The sequence below is a fragment of the Nocardiopsis sp. iso_238 genome (assembly GCF_056173325.1).
The window spans coordinates 5,163,752-5,186,422 of record NZ_CM149668.1; the positions used below are offsets into that span (position 1 = coordinate 5,163,752).

Sequence of the window (22,671 nt, forward strand, 5' to 3'; positions counted from 1 at the left end):
TGGGCGCGCGACTCCCTCGGACCCCGGGAAGGGTGTGGCTGTTGAGCTCTGGCCACGAACACGGCAACGGCGCGAACGCCGAGGACCACCACCTCGGCGCGCGCCCCGAACTCCCCGTCCCCACGGGAACTCCGGCCCCCGGAACTGACTTCCACACCGGCCGAAACCCGGTGAACTGGCCGATCAGCGTGGGGTTGGTACCCGAACCCGCGGAACACCTCCGTCGGCGTGCCCTCTCCGACACCCTGGACGCGATCCTGGGCGGGTTCGGGTCCCCCGCCCCGCACCAGGTGCTGGCCGGGGCGAGCGGGGTCGGCAAGACCCAGCTCGCCGCCCACCACGTCCGGTCCCTCAGCCGCCACCCCGTGCCGTCCCAGCGCCCCGAGGTCCTGCTGTGGGCGGACGCCGCCACGCGGGACGGGGTCGTGTTCGCCTACGCCCAGGCCGCGCGGCAGCTCTTCGCGCGCGTCCCCGACGACCCCGAGCTCGCCGCCGGACAGTTCCTCTCCTGGCTGCACGAACCCGTGGACGGCGAGGAACGCCGCTGGCTGGTGGTGTGGGACGACCTCACCGACCCGACCGAGGTCGAGGACCTGTGGCCGCCCGCGGAACGCGCCCACGGCCGGATGATCGTCACCACCCGCCACGATCCCTCCCCCCACGGCCCCCTCCCGCACATCGTCCGCGGGTTCTCCGACGCCGAGGCGCACGGCTACCTCCGGGCCTCACTCGTGGAGGCCGGGATCGCGCACACCGGCGACGACCTGCGCCCGCTCGCCACCGCCCTCGACCACCTGCCCCTGGCCCTCGCGCAGGCGACCGCGTACATGGCCGACCTCCAGCTCTCCCCCGCCGCCTACCTGGCCCTCTTCCACCGGCGTGCCGCCGAGCGCCGCACGTCCTTCCCCCACTGGGACACCGACTCGCCGGTCGCCGTCACCTGGGAACTGGCCCTGGAACGCGCCGACGCCCACCGACCCGAGGGGGTGGCCCGTCCCCTCATGGGGCTGATCGCCCTCCTCGACTCCGCCGCCACGCCCGAACAGGTCGCCGTCTCCCGTCCCATCCGCACCTACCTGGGGCGGCGCACCTTCCCCGCGCGCACCCTGACCCGCCACGAGGTCCGTCTCGCGCTGGCCTCGCTGGAACGCCTCAACCTGGTGGTCCGGGACACCCCGCTGGTGATCGTCGCCCACCTCCTCACCCAGCGCGCCACCCTCGAACACACCCGCACCCGGCCCACCCGGGAGGCGGTCCGGGCCATCGCCGACGGGCTGGTGGACGTGTGGCCGGACACCGCGCGCGACTCCGCCCTGGGCCGCCGCCTGCGCTCGAACACCGCCGTGCTGCGCGAACGCACCACGGGCCGGGTCCGGGTGTGGAGCTGGCTGTGGGAGGAGGGCATCCACCCGGTGCTCTTCCGCGCCGGGAGCGGCCTCGACACGTCCCGGCAGGTGGAGTGGGCCGTGACGTACTGGGAGGTGCTGACCGAGGCGGTCGCGCACACCCTCGAACCCGGGGCCCACCCCGCCGAGCACACGGGGCACTTCTTCCGGCACGGCGGCCAGGGCGGGGCGCCCGTCATCACGGACCCCCTCGCGTACTGGACGGGGGCCGCCGCGGACCTGTCGCAGGCGCAACGCGCCTTCGAGGACCTCCACGAACGCCAGCTCCGGGTGCTGGGCCCCGACCACCTGGACACGCTGCGCACCCGGCACGGGCTGGCCTACCTCCGCGCGCAGGCGGGCGACACCGCGGGGGCGATCACCCGCTACCGGCGGCTCCTCGAGGACCTGGACCGCGTGGTGGGTGCCGACCGGGTGGAGACCCTGAGCACACGGGGCAACCTCGCGGTGTGCCAGGCCGAGTCCGGCGACCTGGTCACGGCGGTCCAGGCCTCCCGAGCACTCCTCGCGGACCAGCGCGAGCACCTCGGGCCCGACCACCCCAACACGCTCAGCACCCTGCACAACCTCGCCCACTGGCGCGGTGTCGCCGGAGACCCCGAGGGCGCGGTGGAAGAACTCCGCGAGCTGGTCGCGGTCCAGGAGGAGGTGCTGGGCGAGGACCACCCGGGCACCCTGACCAGCAGGCACAACCTGGCCTGCTGGCAGGCGCGCGCGCACGACACGGAGGGAGCGGTCGGCGCCCTGGAGGAGCTGGTGGCGGACCGCCGCCGCGTGCAGGGCCACGAACACCCCGACACCCTGTCCAGCCTGCGTCAGCTGGAACGGCTGCGGCGCGAACGCCGGGCCCGGGCGCAGCGCCGACCGAGCGACCGCGACCCCGACGACAGCGGCGCGCGCGAGGACGGGACCAACGGAAACGGAGGCAACCACGAAGTGGACCCCAACGACGAACCCACCGGCCCCCAGGCGCTCAACCAGTCCTGGATCTGACCCTGATCAGGACCGCAGGGGAGAGCCGACCACGGTGAAGCGCCGCCCGTCCATCCCGGCGAGCAGGGGCCGTGCCTCGACGATGGAGGCCCGGACCCCGGGCAGTTCCAGGGAGGCCCGGTGCGCGTCCTGCGACTCCCAGAGTTCGGTGACGAACACGGTGTCGGGTGCCGCGTCGTCGACGCCCACCTCGTACGAGAGGCATCCGGCCGCCCCGAGTTCGGGGTTGTGCCGGGTCAGGACGGCCACGACCTCGTCCCGCCTGCCCGGGGCGGTCTCCAGGATGCCGACGTTCGCGAAGGTCATGGTCGGCAGACTACCGACGCGCGGCCCCCGGTTCCGGGGACGACACGGCACCCGTCGGGCTCAGAGCCGGTACTCGGCGCGGAGGTGGGCGGCGAGCCTCGGGTACTCGTCCAGGATCTGGTCCTGCTCGGCGGCGGTGAACTGGGAGACGGTCTTCTCGACCTCTCCGTGGTAGCGCCAGAGCCGGTCGAACTCGCTCCACTCCGGGGAACCGCGCTCGGCCCGGTGCCGCAGAGCCTGGTAGATCAGTCGCACGTCGGTGACACAGCTGTCGAGCCGGTCCCGGCGCTGGACTCTGGCGACGTGCTCCCGGTACTTGCGGTCCCGGTCCCGCTGTCTGGGGGTCCGACCGTCGTGTTCGGGCTCAACGTCCATCGATGTCCGCTCTCTCCTCAGCTGGGGGCACGCAGCGTTCGCTGGGCTTTCCCGTCGTTCCTACAACGCTTTCGGCCCGGAGAACAGAGAAAACCCAAGATCGAGGCCGACCCAGAACATTCTCGGCACCAAACAGACACACGACGCGACAGAGGATGTTCCCCCCGCAAACGGACAGGCCATCGAACGCCGACACCGGTCTCTGTCCGAGAGCGCTCGGTGAGCCCGTTTTCGGGTTCGGTCCGGGTGGGCGGTCCGGAGCTGGGGCCGCCCGTCAGGGCCGCGCGGCACGCCGGAGGAGACCTTCGAAAGGAGGGATCCGACCTGCCACGCCGTGCACCCGGCGGAGGTCGGTGGGGTGCGGGGGTCTCAGGACACTCCCCGCCACTCTTAACTTATAGCTCACCCCGGGGCTTGCCGCAAGACCCCCCTCGCCCCGCACAATGGTCCACCGTGAGCAGAACCAACGACACGGGGGACGTTGTGAAACAGCAGGCCAGAAGCGTCTTCGAGCTTTCGGACTCTCCCAAGGCCGACCCGGCCCTGGTGTCCGACGACGAACGGCACCTCGCCGCCGTCCGGGACACCCTCGAACAGTCGATCAGCGACCTCTCCGCCCGGCTGGACGAGCGCCGCAGGGCACCCACGGGCAAGGTGCGCGAGGTCCTGGACCGCGACATGGAGGTGCACCGGCTGTCGGCCCGCCTGCGCACGCTGCGCCGCTTCGGCTCCGACCTGTGCCTGGGCCGCATGGTCGGCGCCGACGACCTCGAACCGGTGTACGTCGGCCGACTCGGCCTCACCGACCGCGAGGGTCGGCGCCTCCTGATCGACTGGCGCTCCCCTGCGGCCGAACCCTTCTTCGCGGCCACCCACGCCAACCCCATGGGCCTGGCCAGCCGCCGCCGGTACCGCTGGAACCTCGGCCGCGTCAGCGACTACTGGGACGAGGTCTTCACCGAGGACGGCTTCGAGGGCCACGCCGCGCTCGACGACCAGTCAGCCTTCATCGCCAGCCTGGGCGCCAACCGCTCGGACCGGATGCGCGACGTACTCAGCACCATCCAGGCCGACCAGGACGCCATCGTCCGCGCCGGATCCGGCGGCGCCCTCGTCGTGGACGGCGGCCCGGGCACCGGCAAGACCGTGGTGGCCCTGCACCGCACCGCGCACCTGCTCTACTCGGACTCGCGCCTGGGCCACCGCCGGGGCGGGGTGCTGTTCGTCGGCCCCCACCAGCCGTACCTGGCCTACGTCGCGGACGTCCTGCCCAGCCTCGGCGAGGAGGGCGTCCAGACCTGCACGGTGCGCGACCTGGTCCCCGAGGGCGGCACCACGAGGGCCGAAGCCGACCCCGAGGCCGCTCGCCTGAAGGAGTCCGCGCACCTGGTGGACGCGATCGAACCGGCCGTCCGGTTCTACGAGCGACCGCCAAAGACGGGGACGACGGTCCCGACCCCCTGGTGCGACCTCCGGCTGAGCGCCGCCGACTGGGCCGAGGCGTTCGGGTCGGTGGACTCGGGCACCGCGCACAACGAGGCCCGCGAGCCCATCCTCGACGAGCTGGTGGAGATCCTGTCCGACCAGCTGGCCGACCGGACCGACGAGGACGTCACCCCGCAGACGCTCAGGGCGACGCTGCTCCGGGACGCGGAACTGCTCACCACCCTGCACCGGGCCTGGCCCCTGCTGGAACCCACCGACCTCGTCGGGGACCTGTGGACCGTCCCCGCCTACCTGCGGCTGTGCGCACCGTGGCTGGAGGCCGACCAGATCCGACGGCTCCAGCGCGAGGACCCCGAGGCCTGGACCGTGTCCGACCTGCCCTTCCTCGACGCCGCCCGCCAGCGGCTGGGCGACCCGAAGGCCTCCGAACGCCGACGCCGCCGCGAGGCCTCCGTCGCCGCCGAGCACGAGCGCCGGTCGTCCGTGATCGACAACCTGCTGGAGGCCGACGACGACGGCGAGGGCCTGGTGACGATGCTGCACCACCGCGACCTCCAGGACACCCTCGTCGACGGGGGCGGACTTCCCGCCGCCGACCCCAACCTGCTCGCCGGACCGTTCGCGCACATCGTGGTCGACGAGGCCCAGGAGCTGACCGACGCCCAGTGGCGGATGTTGCTGCTCCGCTGCCCGTCCCGCAGCTTCACCGTCGTCGGTGACCGTGCCCAGGCCCGGCACGGGTTCACCGAGCCGTGGCGGGAACGGCTGGAGCGGGTGGGCTTCGACCGGGTCACCCTCGCCTCCCTCAGCGTCAACTACCGCACCCCGGAGGAGGTCATGGCGGAGGCCGAGCCGGTGATCCGCGCCGAGCTGCCGGACGCCAACGTGCCGACCTCCGTCCGGGCCAGCGGGATCCCCGTGCGGCACGGACCGTTGTCGGACCTGCGGGAGGTCATCGACTCCTGGATCACCGAGAACGCGGAGGGGACCGCCTGTGTGATCGGCCATCCGGAGTTCCGGGCCACGCCCCGCGTCCGCTCCCTCACCCCGGACCTCGTCAAGGGCCTCGAGTTCGACCTGGTCGTCCTCGTCGACCCGGAGCGCTTCGGAGAAGGAGTGGAGGGCGCGGTCGACCGCTACGTCGCGATGACCCGCGCGACCCAGCGGCTGGTCATCCTGCGCAGCGCCTGAGGGTTCGGGGGCCCGTCACTCCCGGGCCCTCGTCCCGCCCTCTCCGGTCTCCGCCTCGCGGGCCTCACCGCCCACGACGGAGGCCTCGGCGGCGCCCTCGGCCGGGAGCCTGCCCTCCAGCCGTTGGACCTGTTCGCTCAGCTCCACCAGCCGCTCCATGACCGCGTTGTGCTGGATCAGTTCGAGCTCCTGGTCCTCCTCCCAGCGACCCTTGCCGTACTCCTGCTCCATCGACGTGACGATCACACCGATCACCAGGTTCAGGATGATGAACGCGGTGAGCACGATGTAGACGACGAAGAAGATCCAGCCGTACGGGTGGTGCGCCAGAACCTCGTCCGAGACGTCCGGCCAGTTCTCCGTGGTCATGAGGAGGAACATCGTGTACAGGGAGGTGCCGAGGTCACCGAAGAACTCCGGGACGCTCTCACCGAACATCTGCTGCGCGAGGATCGCGGACGTGTAGACCACGATGAGCAGCAGGCCGATCACGGTGCCCATGCCGGGCACCGCCTTGAAGAGGGCCCCGATGATCTGGCGCATCTGCGGGACCGCGGTGATCGCACGCAGCACCCGCAGGACACGGAGGATGCGCAGCACCGCGAAGGGCCCGCTCGCCGGGATCAGCGAGACCACGACCACCCCGAAGTCGAACCAGTTCCAGCCGTCCCGCCAGAAACCCCCGCGCCAGGCGTACAGCTTGAGGATCATCTCGACGACGAACAGACCGATCACGAACCGCTCGACGGCTTCCAGATACGGAAGGGCGGAACCGCCATAGGTCGCCCAGCCCAATATGACGGCATTGGCCAGAATCACGGCAAGCATGGTGTTGGAGAACCAACGGCTTTCCACGATCTGGGTGACCTGATCCCGCCGCAACGTCACTTTCCCCCTCACGCCCGCACCTTGAATGAGGACAAGGCGCGCACAAATATATCGAAGCCGTTTCGGACGACTCCGAGCGCGTCATCCTTTGCGCGGAACCGCTCCCAACCCACCCTCGGACGCCCGGGAGCGCCAACGGCGACCATCCGGTGGCACCACGGGAGAACCGCGCACCCCAGGACGCTACGCTCCCCTACCCCCCGGTACGTCACGAACCCATAACCGCAGGAGGTCATCCGCGCGTGCGACTTCCCACACGCCGTCCCCACCCGGTTTCGGACCGACACCATCCCGGTGCGCCCAACCCCCGCAACCGCCCGCGAACCCTCGCCCCGCCGCGCGGCCCCGGAACAGGAGGGTGCCGACGGGTGTGACCGGGCCCCGCTCCCCGCTGATATCTTCGCTGCTGGCCTCGACGGCAGTCGGGCCTCCCCCAAGCAGCGCCCGCGACCGAGGAAGAGACATGGCGGAGCTGAAGTACTTCACCGGTTCGATGAACTCGGGCAAGAGCACCATGGCCCTCCAGGAGCACCACTCCCGCGGGGGCGAGGGCGTCCTGTACACGAAACAGGACCGCGCGGGCTCGGGGATCATCTCCTCGCGGCTGGGCCTGACCTCACCGGCGGTCGAGGTCGGAGACGCCCTGGACCTGTACGACGACGTCGCTGACCGCAAGGCCTCCTACGTCATCTGCGACGAGGCCCAGTTCCTGTCGTTCAAGCAGGTGGGACAGCTGGCGGGCGTCGTGGACGGCATGGGCATCGACGTGTACTGCTACGGGATCCTGACCGACTTCCAGGGCGCGCTGTTCCCGGGGTCGAAGAGACTGGTCGAGCTCGCGGACAAGATAGAGATCCTGCCGGTCTACGCCCGCTGCTGGTGCGGGAACCGCGCCACGCACAACGCCCGCGTGGTCGACGGGGTCATGATCTACGAGGGCGAGCAGGTCCACATCGGCGGCAACGAGTCGTACACGACCCTGTGCCGCCACCACTTCATGGCAGGCGTGGCGTAGGAGCGAAGCCTCAGTCGTCTTTCCCTGGAATCCAAAGTTCGAATTCGATCGCGGAAATCCTGACCAGCTTCTCGGCCTCCTTCTGCATCGGTATCAGGGGAACCAGGGCACCCTCTTGTGTGGAGTCCGCCTCTGCTTCCAAGCGAATCTCATAGACCGCGCTGCGAGTTTGCGCGAGAAGAACGTAACCGCTCACCCCGGGCCTAACTTCTCCGTACACGAACTCGGAACGGTCAGCGAATCCAGCTACACCTTGTTCCTCGACACGAACAAATTCCGATCCGATCCCATCCAGCGCATCCTCGAAATCCTGCGAGGCCGCCGCAATTCGATCCCCCTCCGACGAATCGATGACGGCGTCGTACGAGTAGACGAGGTTCCAACGCTGCGTCGCATTGTATTCACTGACCATTTCCCACTCGCAACTGTCGCGGACCCTACGCTCTCCGTCTACTTCGGAGTCCGAGTATTCATCTTCCGCGTCAGTTCGAGTCAGATTAAGCTGAGGGGCGGAAGTCAGATTCCTTGAACACAGATCCAGATCCCCAGGATCGATGGAAGCCTGAGGTTCACCGATCATCTCAACGGGACTCTCCTCCCGCGCACCCCCGGAGACCCCGGTGGCGGCCGTGTTGATGACCAGACCCAGAACACCGACGATCACACCGAAAACGCCGAAGGCGGCGAATGTTCCGCAGCCGAAAACCGTGAGGGCCGCCTTCCAACCGTGCAGGCCCTTCTTCGCTGGTTTGCCGCGCTTCGCGTCCTTTTCCTCGGTGTCCGCCACGGTTACGCCTGCGCCTCCAGCTGAGCCTTCACTTCGGGGTGCTCAAGCGGACGGGTGAACCCCACGATGTCCGCACGATTGGGGTCATCGTACTCGCGTACCGCGATCGGCCCACAGTTGGTGCACCAGGCCTCGACCATCAGGCCGTCCCCGATCACCATTGCCATATGACCGGGTCCCGGCGGTTCTCCGGCGCGGGTCACATCGAAGAAGACCAGGTCACCCGGTTGTTCCTCACCCTGAGGAACCTCCGGACCGAACTTCCACTGGTCCTGGGAAACCCGTGGAACCGTCACCCCGATGCTTTCGTAGGCCTTCATCGTCAGTCCGGAACAGTCGTATCCGTCCGGCCCGGTCCCGCCCCAGATATAGGGCTTGCCACGCTGGTCGAGGGCCCAGTCCACGACCGCCTGGGTCAGGTCGTCCGGCGCCTGACCGATCGGCACTCCGTCCTCGTCCAACTCGCAGAGCACCGCGGTCCGGATGGAGTTGGAGGTGTTGAAGTCGCCGTCGGCGTACCGCTCCGCCCACTCCAACACGTCGTCCACGTACCACCAGGCGCGGTTGTAGCCGAAGATCGCCTGCCGGACGTCGTCCTCGAGGCCGTGCGCCAGGAGGTAGTCGGCGGCCGCCGGGATGGCGTCGGCCGGGTCGTAGACGTTGACGATGCCGTCGTCGTTGCCGTCCACTCCGTAGCCCAGCTCCGGTCGCTCGTCGACCGGCTGGATCGGCTCACCGCCCCAGCTGTTCCCGGCCGCGGACCCGTCCAGCGATCCGAACTGCATGGGACCGGAGGCGCCCCAGTCGTTGTGGCCCTCGGTGATCCCCGGGCCCTCCCAGCGCCCGTGATGGGACTCCACCTGGCCGATCCCCGCCAGGATGTTCCACGGGATCCCCCGGTCCTCCCCCGCCTCCTTGTACAGCTCCAGGTAGTTCTCCGGGATGGTGTCCATCGCGTAGGCGCTGCTGTCCGGTTGGTCTGCGTCGGCGTTGGGCGCGCACACCACTCCGGAGGCCAGCCAGGAACCCACCTGGGTGCTGGTGGTGAGCGCCGGGATGACCATGAGGGTCAGGAAGACCAGACCGGCCACACCGACGGCCGCCAGGACGGCGACTCTGGTCAGGCAGGAACCCGTTCGTTCGTTGGGGGCCGCGGTACGAAGAGCGGAGATCAAGCGTTCACTCCTCCCCGAACTGTCCTGCGTCGGCAGGTTGGAAGTCGAAGACCGCCCAGGTTCCGCCGTCGCGGACGAGGGTGACGGCGAAGTCTCCGAGGTCCTCGTCGAACTCGGAGGCACCCGTCTCGGTGATGGACTGCGCGGTGACCACGAAGGTGATCGAGTCCGTGCCGAAGGTCCGGATCTCCTGGACCTCCGCGCGCCCCTCCGCGACCGCCTCGGCCTCGCTCATCTCCGCCCAGAAGGCACCGACCCGGTTCGCGTCGGAGAGCACCTCCGCGTACTCGTCGGTCGCCAGGGCCTCCATGGAGGCGTAGTAGGCCTCGGGGTCCCGCGAGTAGTCGATGGTCCCGTAGGCCTCAGCGAAGGCCTGTGCGGTCGCTCCCGCCGCCTGAAACTCCTCCTCGGAGAAGGGGAACCAGCCGAGGACGTCCAGGTCCTCGGCGGCGGTGGTCGGGATCGGGCTGGGCGGGACGGTGGCCAGGGAACCCGGGTTGGAGGAGGGGGGCTCCCCCTGGGCCGAACCGGGATCACGGGGTGGACCGCCGGGATCCTCCGCCGGGTCGTCCCCGAACCCGCCGAGGCTGAAGTAGATCCCGAATCCGGCCAGGGCGGCGATCAGGCCGATGACGACCAATCGCTGGGTGCGTTCGGGGAGAGGGTTGGGCATGGTGGTCGGTTGCCTTGTCGTCTGCTCTGTGACCGGGTCACTGGTCGTCGTTCAGCCAGAAGGGGACGTCACGCTTACGATCCCGGGTGTTGGCCGCGCCGCCTTCCCCCCAGAACGGGGTGATGGGGGCGTTGTCCTTGCTCTTGCCGGAACCGGTCAGCCAGCCGCCCTCACCGTCGCCCCGCCTGCCGCGATCTGCGGGGGCCGGACGTGCTGGCCGCTGTGGGGCGGGGCGCTCGCGCTTCTCCTTCGGGCCGCCCCAGCGCGAACTCCGGCCGCCGAGGTTGCCCTGTGCCGGGGTGTCCTCACGCCCGTTGAAGATTCCTCGCCCGGTGCTGGGCTCGGGGCGATCCGCGCTCGCCGCGCGGGAGTGGCTCGTTCCGCCCCCGAACACGCCCCCACCGGAGCGGGAGTCGGAGCCGCCTCCGCCGTTGCGGTTCGCACCACCGCCTCCGCCACCGGTGCCGAAGACGGCGGCCCATCCGCTGTCGCCCGTGCCGGTGTAGCCGCCAGCGGGCCGGGGCGGGATCGCTCCGCCGCTGCCGGCTCCGCCCGCACCACCACTCCCGGAGAGACTCGGGGCCTGGTCACCGTTGCGGGAACCGGTGGTCGGGCGCGGAGCACCAGCCCCACCACTCCGACTGACGTTGAGCGGCGGAGCGTTGTCGTTGCCCCGGACCCGCCCGTAGCCGCCGACTCCACGGACACGAGCGCCCTCGGCACGGGCGCTGCCGCCCTCGGGGACCTCCTCCGGGGCTTCGGTGGCCCCCGGAGCCGTGCCGCCCCCAGCGGGAACACCTGCCGCCGCACCCGCGATCATGCCGCCCCGGCGACGGCCCCAGTTCTGTGTCTTGAGGTAGGCGACCGGAGGAAGCACCATCGCGCTCTTGTCCAGCGCCTGGCTGCGAGCGGCGTCGGTCACGATGCGCGAAGTGAAGGTGTTCGCGTTCACCGAGGCGAAGAGGTAGGCGAACGTCTTCCGGTAGATGAAGAGCGCCAGAGTGAACAGGGCGAGCAGGATCATCTGCAAGCCCCACCCGAGCGGCGTCGACATGACCATTCCGTAGCTCATGACCAACAAGGCGATCAACAGAACCACGAAGATCTGTTTGAGCAGGAAACCGACCATGAGCTCCACCCACCTGAGCAGCACCATCCGCCCATATCCTGGATGGATACCGATAAGCAGGAAGACCGGGGAAAGCATGAAGAGCAGCATGAAACCGATCTTCAATACAATGAGCGCCACTGAACCGGCAAGGATCAGACCACCCGCGAAAAGGGAAGCGAAGAGTGCCAGAGTCGCAACCCCAAGACGACTGCCCTGGTCATCGCCAGAGAACAGCGGGTAGACACTCGGGTAGGAGGTTTCAATGCTCGACGCAATCTCTTCATAGGATTCCTGTTTCGCAGTGATCAGAGCATTGGCCTCGATGTCACCATCGGCGATCTGCTGCTGCTCGATCCTGCTGATCCCCTGTGCGGCGATGAGATCACCCGCGTGGTGCATCGCGGCGTTCTCCGCGATCTCTCCGCTACCGAATTGACCCGCCGTCCACGGCTGACACACCAGGCTCGACCACATCATGTCCGCGTTCCTGCGGACCTGGAAATCAGCCTCGGACTCCCAACTGGCACGTTCCGGAGGCTCAGCACCGGCGGGACAGGAACCCGAGCCTCCACCATAGGGAACCTGTCCCACCGCGCTCGTCACCAGTTGCGTCCCGGAGTTGACCAACGTGCTCCCCAGACCCATTACTTGGGAAGGATTGACGAGGATCCACATTCCGAGCGCGGTTGCCGCGACCATCCACACGGATGACTCGATTGTCAGTGTCATCCGCTTGCGAATGAGCCCATACCATCCAAGCCAAATGGCTCCAAGGATCACGATGGTGGGGATGAGCGGACGCCAGATCCCTTCACGCAGGGCAACAATGACGTTTTCAACGGTCTCGGTGAAACTGGACAGGAGTCCGTCCGACGTGGCCGCCTGGTAGACGGTGATGGTGGACTGGTTGATGGTCTTCGACAGGTCCCAGGCGGAATTGGCGATGGTGGCCTGAGCGCCCAGTCCCATCTTGTCCACACACGACTCGGTGATCATGTGCCACTGCTGACCGGCGGTCCCGTACTGGCCGTACATGCTCGCGTCGGGAGGCATGCCGTCAGGGGAGCCCTCGATCGCCGACTGCGACTGCGGCGGAACCAGGAGGCCGTCCGAACCACTGCCAGCGGACTCCGGGAGCGGCGCCGGGTTACCCGCGCACATGGGGTTCGCCTGTGCGGAGCTCAGTGGGATGAGGATGAGTCCGCACAGCATCAGGAACGTCATCAGGATGCGTCGCCAACCCCGCCGGTGGACGTGCTGATGCCTCATCTGCTGAGCTCCTGCGTCGTGGTTCGTGCGGGAAAATCGTTGGCAGACACCAGGGCCTCCCGACCGCGCACGCACCGCCGCACCGTCAGGCGGGCGACCGCGCGCGACCACAAGGCCCCCGCATGTCTTTACCCCATCCTCTATGGTGCGCCATCACCGGGTTGGGAGATGGCTGCAACGCGACCGGTTTTTCGGTCTGTGCCCCGGAACAGGCCGGAGACACGTGACCAAAGGGGTGCGTTCTCCTCGTTTGCGCAGGTAACGGGCTTCCAAGGCGGGCCGTAACACCCAAAAACCTCAAGGCCACAATTTGCTCACCAGATGTGGACTATGAGGGGCGTCACAGAACCTTTCGCCGTCAAAAGTGGACATACGACAACCAAGCGGACTGAGACCCGGTACCGCCCCGGCCTTCCGCAGAACCCACAGCCCCTATTGGAGAAGGACCGAAACGGAGGGCCTCGCACCCCTTCCCACCCCCACCCCGGCCCACCTCCCACACGCGAGGTTCGGGGATCCGGCCCCCTGAAGCACCGGGCCCCCTGGAGAACTGGACTCCGACTCAGCTTGACCCTCACGCGGCGTGAGACTTGACGATGGTCCACATGAGCGAGAACTTCACAGCTTTCAGCATCAGCCCCGTCCCGCAGCCCGGGCCCGACACCGCGCCTCCGGAACTCTTCCGGGGCATCTACGGCATGCCCATGTTCGTGACCGCGCCGACCAGCGACCTGGCGGCCTCCACGGAGTTCTGGACCGAAGGGCTCGGCTTCTTCGACCTCTTCACTGTGCCCGGCCAGGTCACGCACCTGCGGCGCTGGGCGTTCCAGGACGTCCTTCTCGTACCGGGAGAACGCCCGACCGAGACCCAGGCGTCGAGTGTCACCTTCTCCTGTGTACTGAACCAGATCGACGGGATCGTGGCCGCGTGCGAGAAGCTTCGTCCCGGTTCCACCAGCGGGCCCCGGCAGATGCCGTGGGGCACGATCGAGGTCGAGGTCACCACCCCGGAGAACACCCGGGTCATCATGACCGCGGCCCGCCCGTTCGACCCGAAGAGCCCCGAAGCCGAGTACCTGAGGAAGTCGGGCTTCGACCTCCCTGAGGTCTCCGAAGCCTGATCCGCAACACGTAACCGGGGGCGTACGGCCAGCGGCCGCACGCCCCCTCACGCATTCTCCAGGCGCCAGGTCCACCCCGCGAACAACGAGGTCAACCACCTCAAGACAATGGGACCTACCCTCGTTTGAGGGCCAAAACTGAAGGATGCCCGTCGGCACGATAATATTCCTCCGAAGAGATCCTATGCCCATCGCCGCGAACATCCCCCTGAATATCGACAAGGACCACGGGGCCGTGGATTTCCACAGAAAGGAATCAGTATTATGCAGGCCGAGGAACCCCTGCCACTGGAATCCTTTCTGAAGGACGTCAAGGACCTGTCCCGCGTGGACTGGCCTGACATCTGGCGAGGCCCCCCGGAGCCCGGCCTGCCCGGATTCGACGCGTGGTGCTCCCGTTACGACTGGCGGCCTCAGACCGTCGAGCGGGAACTCACGGTGGTCACGAGGCACGGAAGCCAGATCACGCTGGCCTCCAACGGAAACTGGGGTCCGGTGAACGCGGTGAGATTCGACTGTTCACCGGCGGAGGTCAGGACGTCCGAGGCTCACGAGAAGAGGGCAGTGGTGGAGCGGGGCATCACGGAGTGGAAACGGTTCGGCAAGCTCATCTCCCACGTCTGGGGAGAGCCGACCTGGACCGGAAGTGCGGGGGACGGCGATTTCCCTGACTCTCCGGTATCCGGCCCCTGGAGGAAGCCCGAATCCTCCTCCGACAACCCGTTCCGGGTCACCTTCTGGTCGCCGCCGCGCGGTGGAGGCGGTCCCGTCGTGCTGCTCACCCTGGTGGTACCCCGGTTCACCTGGGAGGCCGACAACCTTGCCGCCGCGCTGCTGAACGTCTCCTTCCACCCTCCGGCGTCGGGTGACACGCATGGTTAGCCCTGGAAGGCGAGGGCTGACCCGCGAGGAGTGGGCGGACGCGCGGAGGATCGAGTCCTCCTACAACTCCGTCTCCTCGGGCGAACTCGAACGCGCCGCGGAGAGGCTGGTCAGTGACTGCCGCAGGGCTGGCTACGTCACACACGGGAATCCCGACATCGCGGGGTACCTGAACGACTACGCCGCCAACAACCCGGTGGACGGGGCCAGGGGAAAGGACTTCGCGTTCTGGGCCTTCAGATCCTCGCCCGACGCGTCAGGTCCCCCCGTCGGCAGCCACTTCCAGGCCAAGGCCTGCGCCAGGACTCGGGGCTACCAGGTCCTCTCGGAAACCTCCGCAGGCAGGCGCCTGGACGGCTACAGGCTGCACGACGACCATGTCGTCCAGTATCTGAAGTCGGAATACGGAGTCCCCACCACGGTCACCACGGCGAGCAGGAACAAGGCGCGGACCGAGCTCTCCGCCTCCATGGCCCGGGCAGCCGAGGGAAGGGTTCGCGTCTTCGCCCCTCAGATACACCCGGGAAGCGCCCTCGCGAAGACCGAGCTGCCCGCTCTCATCCGGAACCCGAACGTCGGGCTCGAGAACATCGAGTTCGTCACCGAGTTCCCCGAGCAACCGCACCTACCGAAGAGTCTGAACCGGTTCCTGGCCCACGACGCGGTACGTGCTCAGGTGACGCTGGACGACTACCGCGCGAGCAGCCCGAGCCCGAGGGCCCTGGCCGACAGACTGGACGGCATCACGCTCCCGCCCCGACTGCACGCCGAGCGGGACCGGGAGACAGCGGCGCTACGGAGGGCCTCGTCCTTCGCTGACCTGAAGGCACGCGCCACCCCTCCGGCTCCGGCGGCCACCGCGGGTACGGACCCGACCCGTGCGGCGAAGGATGCGATGACCCAGGCCCCGCGCGGCTCTGCCCCCACCGCCACGCCCCCCAGCACCGGGCGCTCCGCCACGAGGAAGCGCCTGCTCTCGCTCGCCAAGGGCGGCTCCACGGTGGCCAAGAGCACCGTCAAGCTGGCCAAGATCATCGACGAGGCCGAGTCCACCGACACCCCTGAGGACGACGACGGCCCGGATGTGTAGGAACCGCGTCCCAGGGCCGGCACCCGCCAGGGTGTCCCAGCGCCGCTCACGGCACGGAACCGACAGCTGAGGGGCGTGCGCCGACCGGCCACACGCCCCTCATCCGCTCCTCCGCGGATTCCTCCGCCCCGGGAGCCTATTCCTGTTCGCGCATCACGTTGGCCATCGCCCGGTCGAACTCACCGCGGCCCAGGTCCGTCCAGTTGTCCCGCTCCGCGAGGAACTCGTAGAACGCCCCGTGCACCTGGAACCCGTGCAGGTCGGCCAACTGCTGGGGGTCCTCGGCGTACACCCGCTCCTGACCGTTGTCGTTGGCCTGCTGGAGCCGTCGCATCGCGTCCGACTCGTCCTGGTGGGAGATGAAGACCCGCGAGCCGTCAGCGCTGCGCAACGAGCCGTCCCGGCCCGTCGAGAAGTGGTCGCCGTCCTGCTCCATGTAGTACCGCGCCAGCTTGTACGCCTCGATGATCTGACTGTCCAACGTGCCGTCCAACGCCCCCGCGTGCGGGCGCTCCGGGTCGGAGGAGAAGTTGACCAACATGTCCCGGCTGACGGTCCTGTTCGCGTAGCGCATCGTCCGGAAGTCGTCCATCCGCGCCTGCTGGATGTCGACGAGCTGCTGCAGGGACTCGTCGAACTCCCAGTCGAGGTCGTCCAGGCCGAGGTCGTCCTGGAGGTCCTCCGGGTTGACCTCCTCGGACGCGCCCATGCCCTGTTCCTCGGCATACTCCTCGCCGCGGGCGGCGTCCACCAGCTCCATGACCTCGTTGGCGTAGGTGTCCGGATCCAACCTGGAGACGTCCACCGGGGACAGGCCGTGTGCCTTCTGGTACTTCTCACGGCACGCCACGGCCAGCTCGGCCTGCTGCATGCGCTTGGCCAGCATCGACTCGAAGTCGGGCTGGTTCATCCGCACGTCGAAGTCCAGCGCGCTGGACAGCGTGGGGATGGTCTGGAGCGTGTAGTCGTGGCCGGGGTGCACGATCGTGTCCCTGAACAGCCGCCAGCTCATCGGCAGGATCATCTCGTTGCGGTTCCACACCGGCGAGTCGCCCGCACGGAAGACGATCGAGTTCCGTTCGGAGATGAAGGCCAGGTCGTTGTAGGAGATGACCGGTTCCTCCTTGGTCGCCATGGTGTAGGAGACCTTGCCCTCCACGTTCGAACCCTTGAGCAGCTTCCCCTTGTCCTGGGTCACCGTCTTGGAGTCCATGTAGGTGGTGTGGCGCTTGCCCGACATCTTCTCCAGCGTCTCGAGCATCGAGTCGTCGGTGCTCTTGAGGAAGACGATGTTGGAGGTGTTGCCCTGGACGATCTTGTCCACGCTCTCGCCGTAGACCTCGCGCAGCTGCTGGAGGGTCTGGAGGATGAGCGTGAACTGCTGGTCCTGGCCCAGACCGATGGACAGCATCGTCTCGAAGCCGGAGATGCCGTGCCCCTCGGACTGGAGGTTCCCCAGCTCGTCGAGCATGAACCGGGTCTTGTACAGCGGCTTCTGGTTCTCCTTGGTCATGTACGACTTGTCGAAGTTGAGGTCGACGAGCTGCTTGATCAGGATCAGGATCAGCTTGGCGTACTTCATCAGGTGCGGCGGGGTCACCAGGAAGACCGCCTTGGGCTGCTCCGAGTAGCGCACCATCGTGTTCGTGATGGCGTTGGCCTGGCCCATCTCCTTCTCGGGCAGGTCCCCGGTGATGTTGGTCAGCCGCATCTGCGGATAGGTGGTCCGCCCCGGCGCGAACGAGCCGTCGTCGTTCCTCTTCAGCTCCAGCAGGATGCCGTTGCGGACGATCTTCTTGCCGGTCACCGGGTCGGTGACGAAGAACCTGCCGTTGAGCGAGGTCTGGTAGTCCTTCGTGAACCGGAAGTAGAAGGTGCGGATCAGCATGCCGGTCTGGGGGTTCAGCAACCGCAGCCGCACGTGCGCGACGTCCCTCGGGAACTTGCCCTGGAAGTAGAAGCGGGCCCAGCCCTCACGGGAGACGATGTCGTCGTGCTCGAAGTCCTGACCCAGCGACTCCGTGAACCCGGCGTCCGCGAAGGCGTCCCACCTCGCCTGGGCACCGATCAGGTGGTCGCGCTTGAGGTAGTTGGTCGCGAACCGCACGCCCATCCGCCGGGGGAAGCTCAGCCCGCCCAGGTCCGTGTTCTGGCTGGGGGTGCCCGAAGTGAGCGTGGAGATGGTGGGGTCGGTGAAGAAGCTCATCGCGGTGATCGCGATTCCGTACACGGACGCGAGCATCTTCTCGGCCGCGCCCATGGCCCGCAGGGCGTTGTCGGCGTTGCCGACCAGGGTGCGCATCGAGTTGGGCGGGAGTCCGTTGGTGGCGTTGAAGAACAGGGTGAGCATGTCCAGCTCCTCCTTGCCCTCCCACAGGAACTCGCGGCGCTGGGCCTCCTCCATCTCGGAGACGGCCTCCTCCTCGCGGAACGTGCCGTCGTCCGGGCTGCCGTACTCGCCGTTCTGCGCCTTCTCCTCGACCGCGGTGACCGGGTTCTTCACCTTCTTGGCCGAGAGCTGCACGAACAGCTGGTAGCAGTTGTACAGCGTGACCTTGCCCCACCGCTCGTCGAGCTTGGTCTCCAGGACCTTGGGGTCCATGTTCACCCGGGCGGCGTAGTCGCGGAGCTCGCGCTCCTCCTCCAGGTAGTAGTCGATGAGGCCGTAGGCGGCGCGCTTGAAGGCGTTGTTGGCGGCGTTGGGCCACACCGGGTCCTCGCCGCCGTCGAGCGGGAAGAAGACGTCGGCGATGTTCTCGATGTACATCGCGCACTTGGTGGAGTCGCCCTCACGGGCGGCCTCCGCAGCCATGCCGAGCGGATTGTAGATGTCCGTCTTCATGGCGTTGATGAGGTTGAACTGCACCACCTGGAAGCCGCGCATGGTGGCCCGCACGTAGTGCTTGACCAGCAGCTCGCCCTTGGGGTCGTTGATGACCATGTTGTTGGGGCGCTTTTCCCGCAACCACATGTCGACCATCGGCTCGATGTAGGTCTGGCCCTTACCGGCCCGGGTGATGGCCAGCACCATGGTGTTGACCGGGGCGGTGTCCACGATGAACGCACCGGCGGGGCGCTGCACCTCGTACTCGGGGAAGGTCCAGTCGTCGTTGATCATGTCCGCGACGGTCTTGTACCGACCGAGCTTCTCGCGGTCCTTGCCGTCGGGGTTGTAGGGGATCCCGGTCGTGTCGAACCGCTTGCGGAGCGACTTGTCCTTCGGCAGGCCCGAGGCCTCGAAGAGGTCCTCACCGAACCTCTCGTCGATGAGCGGCTTCTTCTTGGTGATCGCCCGGGCGTCGTCGTCGAGCAGGATCTCGCCCTTGAGGTACTCGATGTCCCCGTCGGAGTCGAGGATCTCCTCCTGGGCGCGCTGGGCGACCGGGACCTGCTTGAGTCCCTTGTTGGTCATCATGACGTGACTGATCATCGAGTTGGGCTGCACCGCCGAGTGCGCGCCGGCGTCGGGGAACCAGTCGAACTTGCGCACGATCTCCTGCGGCAGGGCGATGTGCTGGTCACCGGTGTACTGGTTGATGTCGCTGGTGTCGTGCAGCAGGTTCTGGGAGTCCCGTTTGCGCATGAGCAGCAGGTAGACCAGGCCGAACGCGAGCAGGCCCGCGCCGGGAGCGGCACTCAGCTTGAGCAGGGTCGGGCGGACCAGCCAGCCCAGGGGGGTGCTGGGCACGCCGGCGCGGTCGGCGTCGAGCTCCGCCTGCTGCGCCTCCATGTCGTCGAGCACCCACTGGGGTGTCTCCTCCTCGGCCGCGGCGCGGGTCTCGTGGCACGGTTGGCCGGGGAGGGCCTCCCCGGCCTCGTCCAGCACCCGGAAGCAGACCTGGGTGGTGGACACCTGTTCGCGCTCGACGTACTCGGGTGCGGTCGGAGCGTTGAGCGTGCTGCTCACGGTGTCCACCGCGTACTCGCCCACCGACCACAGGGACCACACCAGCCCGACGATGACCAGGCCCGCCGCGGCGGCGAGGACGGTGCCCGACGTACGGGTCTTCTTGTGCTCGATCTTGGATCGTTCGAGCTGCTGGGACTCGTAGACGTCGCGGTTGGCGATCGTCTCCTCGGTCTTGCGTGAGGAGAGATTGTCCCAGGCGTCCGCCTTGGGGCTGGAACTCCTCCTGGCCATGGTGCGACCTTTCCTTGATGCGTGCACTCGACGTGGCCCCGGGGCGGGCCCTGGTCCGTGCGGTCATGCGGGCCCGGGTGGGGCGTTGAAGCGGGCGTCTACTGGTCGAACCACACCGGGAGGGCCATCGCGCTGCTGCCGAACGTGTTGAACCCGATCCACCAGCCGAGGATGACTCCCACGCCGATGGCCGCCAGTGAGACCACGGCCATGAGCACGAAGAGGATCTTGTTGGCCCGCCGCTGGACCTGGTTGGCGCGGTCCAGCTCCTCGATGCTGGCCTGGTTGGCGCGGTTCACCGCCATCAACTGGTTGGCGTACTCCTGGTGCATGGTGTCGGTGAGGCCGCGGGTCCGATCCGCCAGACCGGTGTACATCTGGTTGTTGGTCTCGGCCTTGTGCTGCCACTCGAGCTCGCGCTCCCGTATCCGCGCCTCGGCGTGCTCGCGGGTACGCTCCAGCTCGGCCTTGACCGCGTTCAGTTCGCTGGTGAGCCTGCGCGTCTGCGCCTCGTGCTCGGACTTGAGCTCCGCCGTCCGCTGGGCGTTGGAGGACTGCATCTTCTCGATGCTGTTGTCCAGCCGCAGCTGCACGGCCAGGGCCTCGGCACGGGCGATGTCCTGCTTGCGGTTGTCGTCGATGTACCGCGTCAGCCTGGCGTTCCACTGGGTGAGCAGTGCGGTCTCGGCCTCGCGCTGGGCGGCCTCGCGCTCGGAGAGCAGCTGGAAGGCGCGTGTGGCGCCGAGCTGCATCCGCGTGTGCGCGTCCTTGCGGCGCATCTCCAGCACCAGCTGGCGCTGGTGGACGTGGCGCTCCTCGTTGCGGTGCTCGATCTCGGGAGCGACGTCGGCGATCTTGCGCTCGAACTCCGGCCGGGCCCGGTCCCAGAACACCTGCCGGGCCTGGGCCGCAGCGAGCTCGGCCCGCTGGTCGGCGTCCTCCTCGTAGCGCCGGGTGATCTCGGAGCGCTGGTTGCTGACCTCCTCGGGGGCCCTGGTCTTGAGCTCGCGGTACTCCCGCTCCGTGGCGGCCGCGAGCCTCTGGTAGACGGAGCCCTCGCGCTCCTCGTCCACCTCGCGCATGACCGACTCGGCGTGCAGGCTCATCGTCTCGACGAAGAGCCTGCGCAGTTCACCGCGGTGCTTGTGGTGGAGTTTGGCCAGTTCGGCGTTGGCCTGCTTGGCCAGCTGGTGGACCTGTTCACCGAGCCAGTCGGTGGGCTTGTCCGTGACCGGGTCGTCCAGGTCCAGGAGGACCGCCGGGGCCTTGGTGTCGAAGGTGGCCTCGAACTCGTCGAGGGTGACGTCGAGGTCCAGGTCCCCGGTCAGGAAACGCCGTGCGATCGTCGCGCGCACCTCGTCCTCGGTGAACTCCCGGTCCCGGTGCTGTTCGGCGTACTCCTCCCAGGTCGCGGTCTCCTCGTCCTCCTCTTCCTCGACCTCCTCCTCGTACTCGAACCCCTCGTCGAACCCTCCCGCGTCGTCGTCGCGGAAGTCCTCGGGGTCGAGTATCCCCAGGTCCTCGTCGGTCTCCTCAGCGAATACGTCGTCGGCCTCCTCGCTGAACATCAGCGAGTCCTCACCGCCCTCGGAGGGTCCGTCGGCGGGCTGGGGGTGGCCGAAGCCCTCGTTGGCCTCGGGAGGCAGAGCACCGGGAAAGGGACCGGCCCCGGTGGGAGCGGGTGCTCCGAAGCCGCCGCCCACGCCAGATTGGGGGGCGGCCGGGGGCGGCGCGGGGTTGTAGGCGAGGGGTGCGGAGTTGGGGCCGGTGCCGTACGCCGGTGCGGCGTTGGGACCCGTGCCGAACGCGGGCGCCGCGGGGTTCGGGCCGGTGCCGTACGCCGGAGCCGCATTGGGACCCGTGCCGAACGCGGGCGCCGCGGAGTTGGGGCCGGTGCCGTACGCCGGTGCGGCGTTGGGACCCGTGCCGAACGCGGGCGCCGCGGAGTTGGGGCCGGTGCCGTACGCAGGAGCGGCGTTGGGACCCGTGCCGAACGCGGGCGCAGTATTCGGCCCCGTACCGAACGCCGGTGCGGCGTTGGGACCCGTGCCGTGCCCGGTGGCGCCCGCGGGACCCATGGGGGCGACCCCGGTGTCGGCGGGTGCGTCGATGGCCTGGGTCCAGGCCCACACGTGCGGCAGGTACTCGGACATACTGCGGTTGCCGTGGGCGACGGCCACCGCGTCAGCGTAGGTGACCGGCTTGTCCTTGACGGGGTTGACCGTCAGCTCCGTGCCGTGCTGGCTCGGGCTCAGCACCATCCAGAAGTAGGTGGCGTTGGTGAGCAGCGAGTACTCCTCCATACGCTCCAGCGTCTGGGGGGTGGGGATGATGCCCAGGATCTCCTCGTCGAGGAGGGCCCTAGTGGTGATGGCCTGGATGAGGTCGTGGTTGATGAGCTCGATGAGCGAACCCTTGGCCTCGTCCCGCTGCTGCTTCTTGCTCAACCCCCCGATCTCGGCCACCGGCAGGGCGAGGGCCACCCAGGAGTTGTTGCCCGGCAGGGAGAAGCGTTCGTTCTGCCTGAGCAGATCGACGGCGGCGTTGACGGCGCTCTCCCGCACCACGCTGGCCAGCATCTCCTCGGGCTTCCTCCGTTTGCGGCGCTTCCTGCCGTCACCGCTCGGCGGAGCGGAGGCCGCCTCCGTGTTCTCCGAGGACGTGCCGTCGTCCGCCCCCTGCTGCCGCATGTTGTCCATGAGTCCCATCGGCACACCCTCTCCCGTTCCTGTACTGAATCAACGAATCGATTTTTTCAACCAAGTGAAAACAGTGGCCTTTCCGGCGCGGGAAACCCCCGCA

The 22,671-nt window shown here is 68.2% G+C and carries 15 protein-coding genes; 6 read left to right on the forward strand and 9 right to left on the reverse strand.

From position 1 onward, the window contains the following. The first annotated feature begins 41 nt into the window (after positions 1–41). Complete coding sequence (locus tag AC0VYL_RS23320) at positions 42–2,399, forward strand: tetratricopeptide repeat protein (protein WP_475455969.1); 2,358 nt, start codon at positions 42–44, stop codon at positions 2,397–2,399. Positions 2,400–2,405: 6 nt separating this feature from the next. On the opposite strand, the gene AC0VYL_RS23325 is transcribed toward AC0VYL_RS23320, so the two are convergent. After that, positions 2,406–2,705: a putative quinol monooxygenase gene (locus AC0VYL_RS23325; RefSeq protein WP_475455971.1), complete on the reverse strand. Its 300-nt coding sequence runs from the start codon at positions 2,703–2,705 to the stop codon at positions 2,406–2,408. Between the two features lie 60 nt (positions 2,706–2,765). Then, the gene (locus AC0VYL_RS23330; protein ID WP_352388647.1) at positions 2,766–3,080 is read right to left on the reverse strand and encodes a hypothetical protein; all 315 of its coding nucleotides are present in this window, start codon (positions 3,078–3,080) and stop codon (positions 2,766–2,768) included. A 483-nt stretch (positions 3,081–3,563) separates the two neighbouring features. Here AC0VYL_RS23330 and helR point away from each other — a divergent pair, with 483 nt between their 5' ends. After that, positions 3,564–5,717 (forward strand): RNA polymerase recycling motor ATPase HelR, encoded by a 2,154-nt coding sequence (gene helR / locus AC0VYL_RS23335; RefSeq protein ID WP_475483567.1) that lies wholly within the window; start codon positions 3,564–3,566, stop codon positions 5,715–5,717. Positions 5,718–5,732: 15 nt separating this feature from the next. On the opposite strand, the gene AC0VYL_RS23340 is transcribed toward helR, so the two are convergent. Continuing rightward, complete coding sequence (locus AC0VYL_RS23340) at positions 5,733–6,545, reverse strand: ion transporter (RefSeq protein ID WP_475455973.1); 813 nt, start codon at positions 6,543–6,545, stop codon at positions 5,733–5,735. 523 nt (positions 6,546–7,068) lie between these two features. Here AC0VYL_RS23340 and AC0VYL_RS23345 point away from each other — a divergent pair. After that, on the forward strand, positions 7,069–7,620 hold the full coding sequence (locus tag AC0VYL_RS23345; RefSeq protein WP_378748208.1) for a thymidine kinase: 552 nt from the start codon (positions 7,069–7,071) through the stop codon (positions 7,618–7,620). A gap of 10 nt (positions 7,621–7,630) precedes the next feature. On the opposite strand, the gene AC0VYL_RS23350 is transcribed toward AC0VYL_RS23345, so the two are convergent. The 4 genes from AC0VYL_RS23350 to AC0VYL_RS23365 are packed head-to-tail and all read right to left on the reverse strand — an operon-like array spanning position 7,631 to position 12,635. After that, on the reverse strand, positions 7,631–8,407 hold the full coding sequence (locus tag AC0VYL_RS23350; protein ID WP_475481503.1) for a hypothetical protein: 777 nt from the start codon (positions 8,405–8,407) through the stop codon (positions 7,631–7,633). Between the two features lie 2 nt (positions 8,408–8,409). Next, positions 8,410–9,582 (reverse strand): C40 family peptidase, encoded by a 1,173-nt coding sequence (locus AC0VYL_RS23355; protein ID WP_475455979.1) that lies wholly within the window; start codon positions 9,580–9,582, stop codon positions 8,410–8,412. Positions 9,583–9,586: 4 nt separating this feature from the next. Continuing rightward, entirely contained in the window at positions 9,587–10,255 is a 669-nt protein-coding gene (locus AC0VYL_RS23360; protein ID WP_475481504.1) for a hypothetical protein, read from the reverse strand. 37 nt (positions 10,256–10,292) lie between these two features. After that, positions 10,293–12,635: a TrbL/VirB6 family protein gene (locus AC0VYL_RS23365; RefSeq protein ID WP_475481505.1), complete on the reverse strand. Its 2,343-nt coding sequence runs from the start codon at positions 12,633–12,635 to the stop codon at positions 10,293–10,295. 605 nt (positions 12,636–13,240) lie between these two features. Here AC0VYL_RS23365 and AC0VYL_RS23370 point away from each other — a divergent pair. From AC0VYL_RS23370 to AC0VYL_RS23380, 3 genes are all read left to right on the forward strand, one after another. Then, a complete protein-coding gene (locus tag AC0VYL_RS23370; RefSeq protein WP_475481506.1) occupies positions 13,241–13,756 on the forward strand; it encodes a VOC family protein in 516 nt (171 codons plus the stop codon). Positions 13,757–14,020: 264 nt separating this feature from the next. Continuing rightward, entirely contained in the window at positions 14,021–14,638 is a 618-nt protein-coding gene (locus AC0VYL_RS23375) for a hypothetical protein (RefSeq protein WP_475481507.1), read from the forward strand. Then, complete coding sequence (locus tag AC0VYL_RS23380; protein WP_475481508.1) at positions 14,631–15,728, forward strand: hypothetical protein; 1,098 nt, start codon at positions 14,631–14,633, stop codon at positions 15,726–15,728. The genes AC0VYL_RS23375 and AC0VYL_RS23380 overlap by 8 nt, the downstream gene beginning before the upstream one ends. Positions 15,729–15,864: 136 nt before the next feature. Here the strand turns inward: AC0VYL_RS23380 and AC0VYL_RS23385 are convergent, their stop codons facing one another. Together AC0VYL_RS23385 and AC0VYL_RS23390 are read right to left on the reverse strand one after the other, a co-directional pair. Next, on the reverse strand, positions 15,865–19,869 hold the full coding sequence (locus AC0VYL_RS23385; RefSeq protein WP_475481509.1) for a type IV secretory system conjugative DNA transfer family protein: 4,005 nt from the start codon (positions 19,867–19,869) through the stop codon (positions 15,865–15,867). A 98-nt stretch (positions 19,870–19,967) separates the two neighbouring features. After that, positions 19,968–22,577 (reverse strand): hypothetical protein, encoded by a 2,610-nt coding sequence (locus AC0VYL_RS23390; protein ID WP_475483568.1) that lies wholly within the window; start codon positions 22,575–22,577, stop codon positions 19,968–19,970. Between the last annotated feature and the right edge of the window lie 94 nt (positions 22,578–22,671).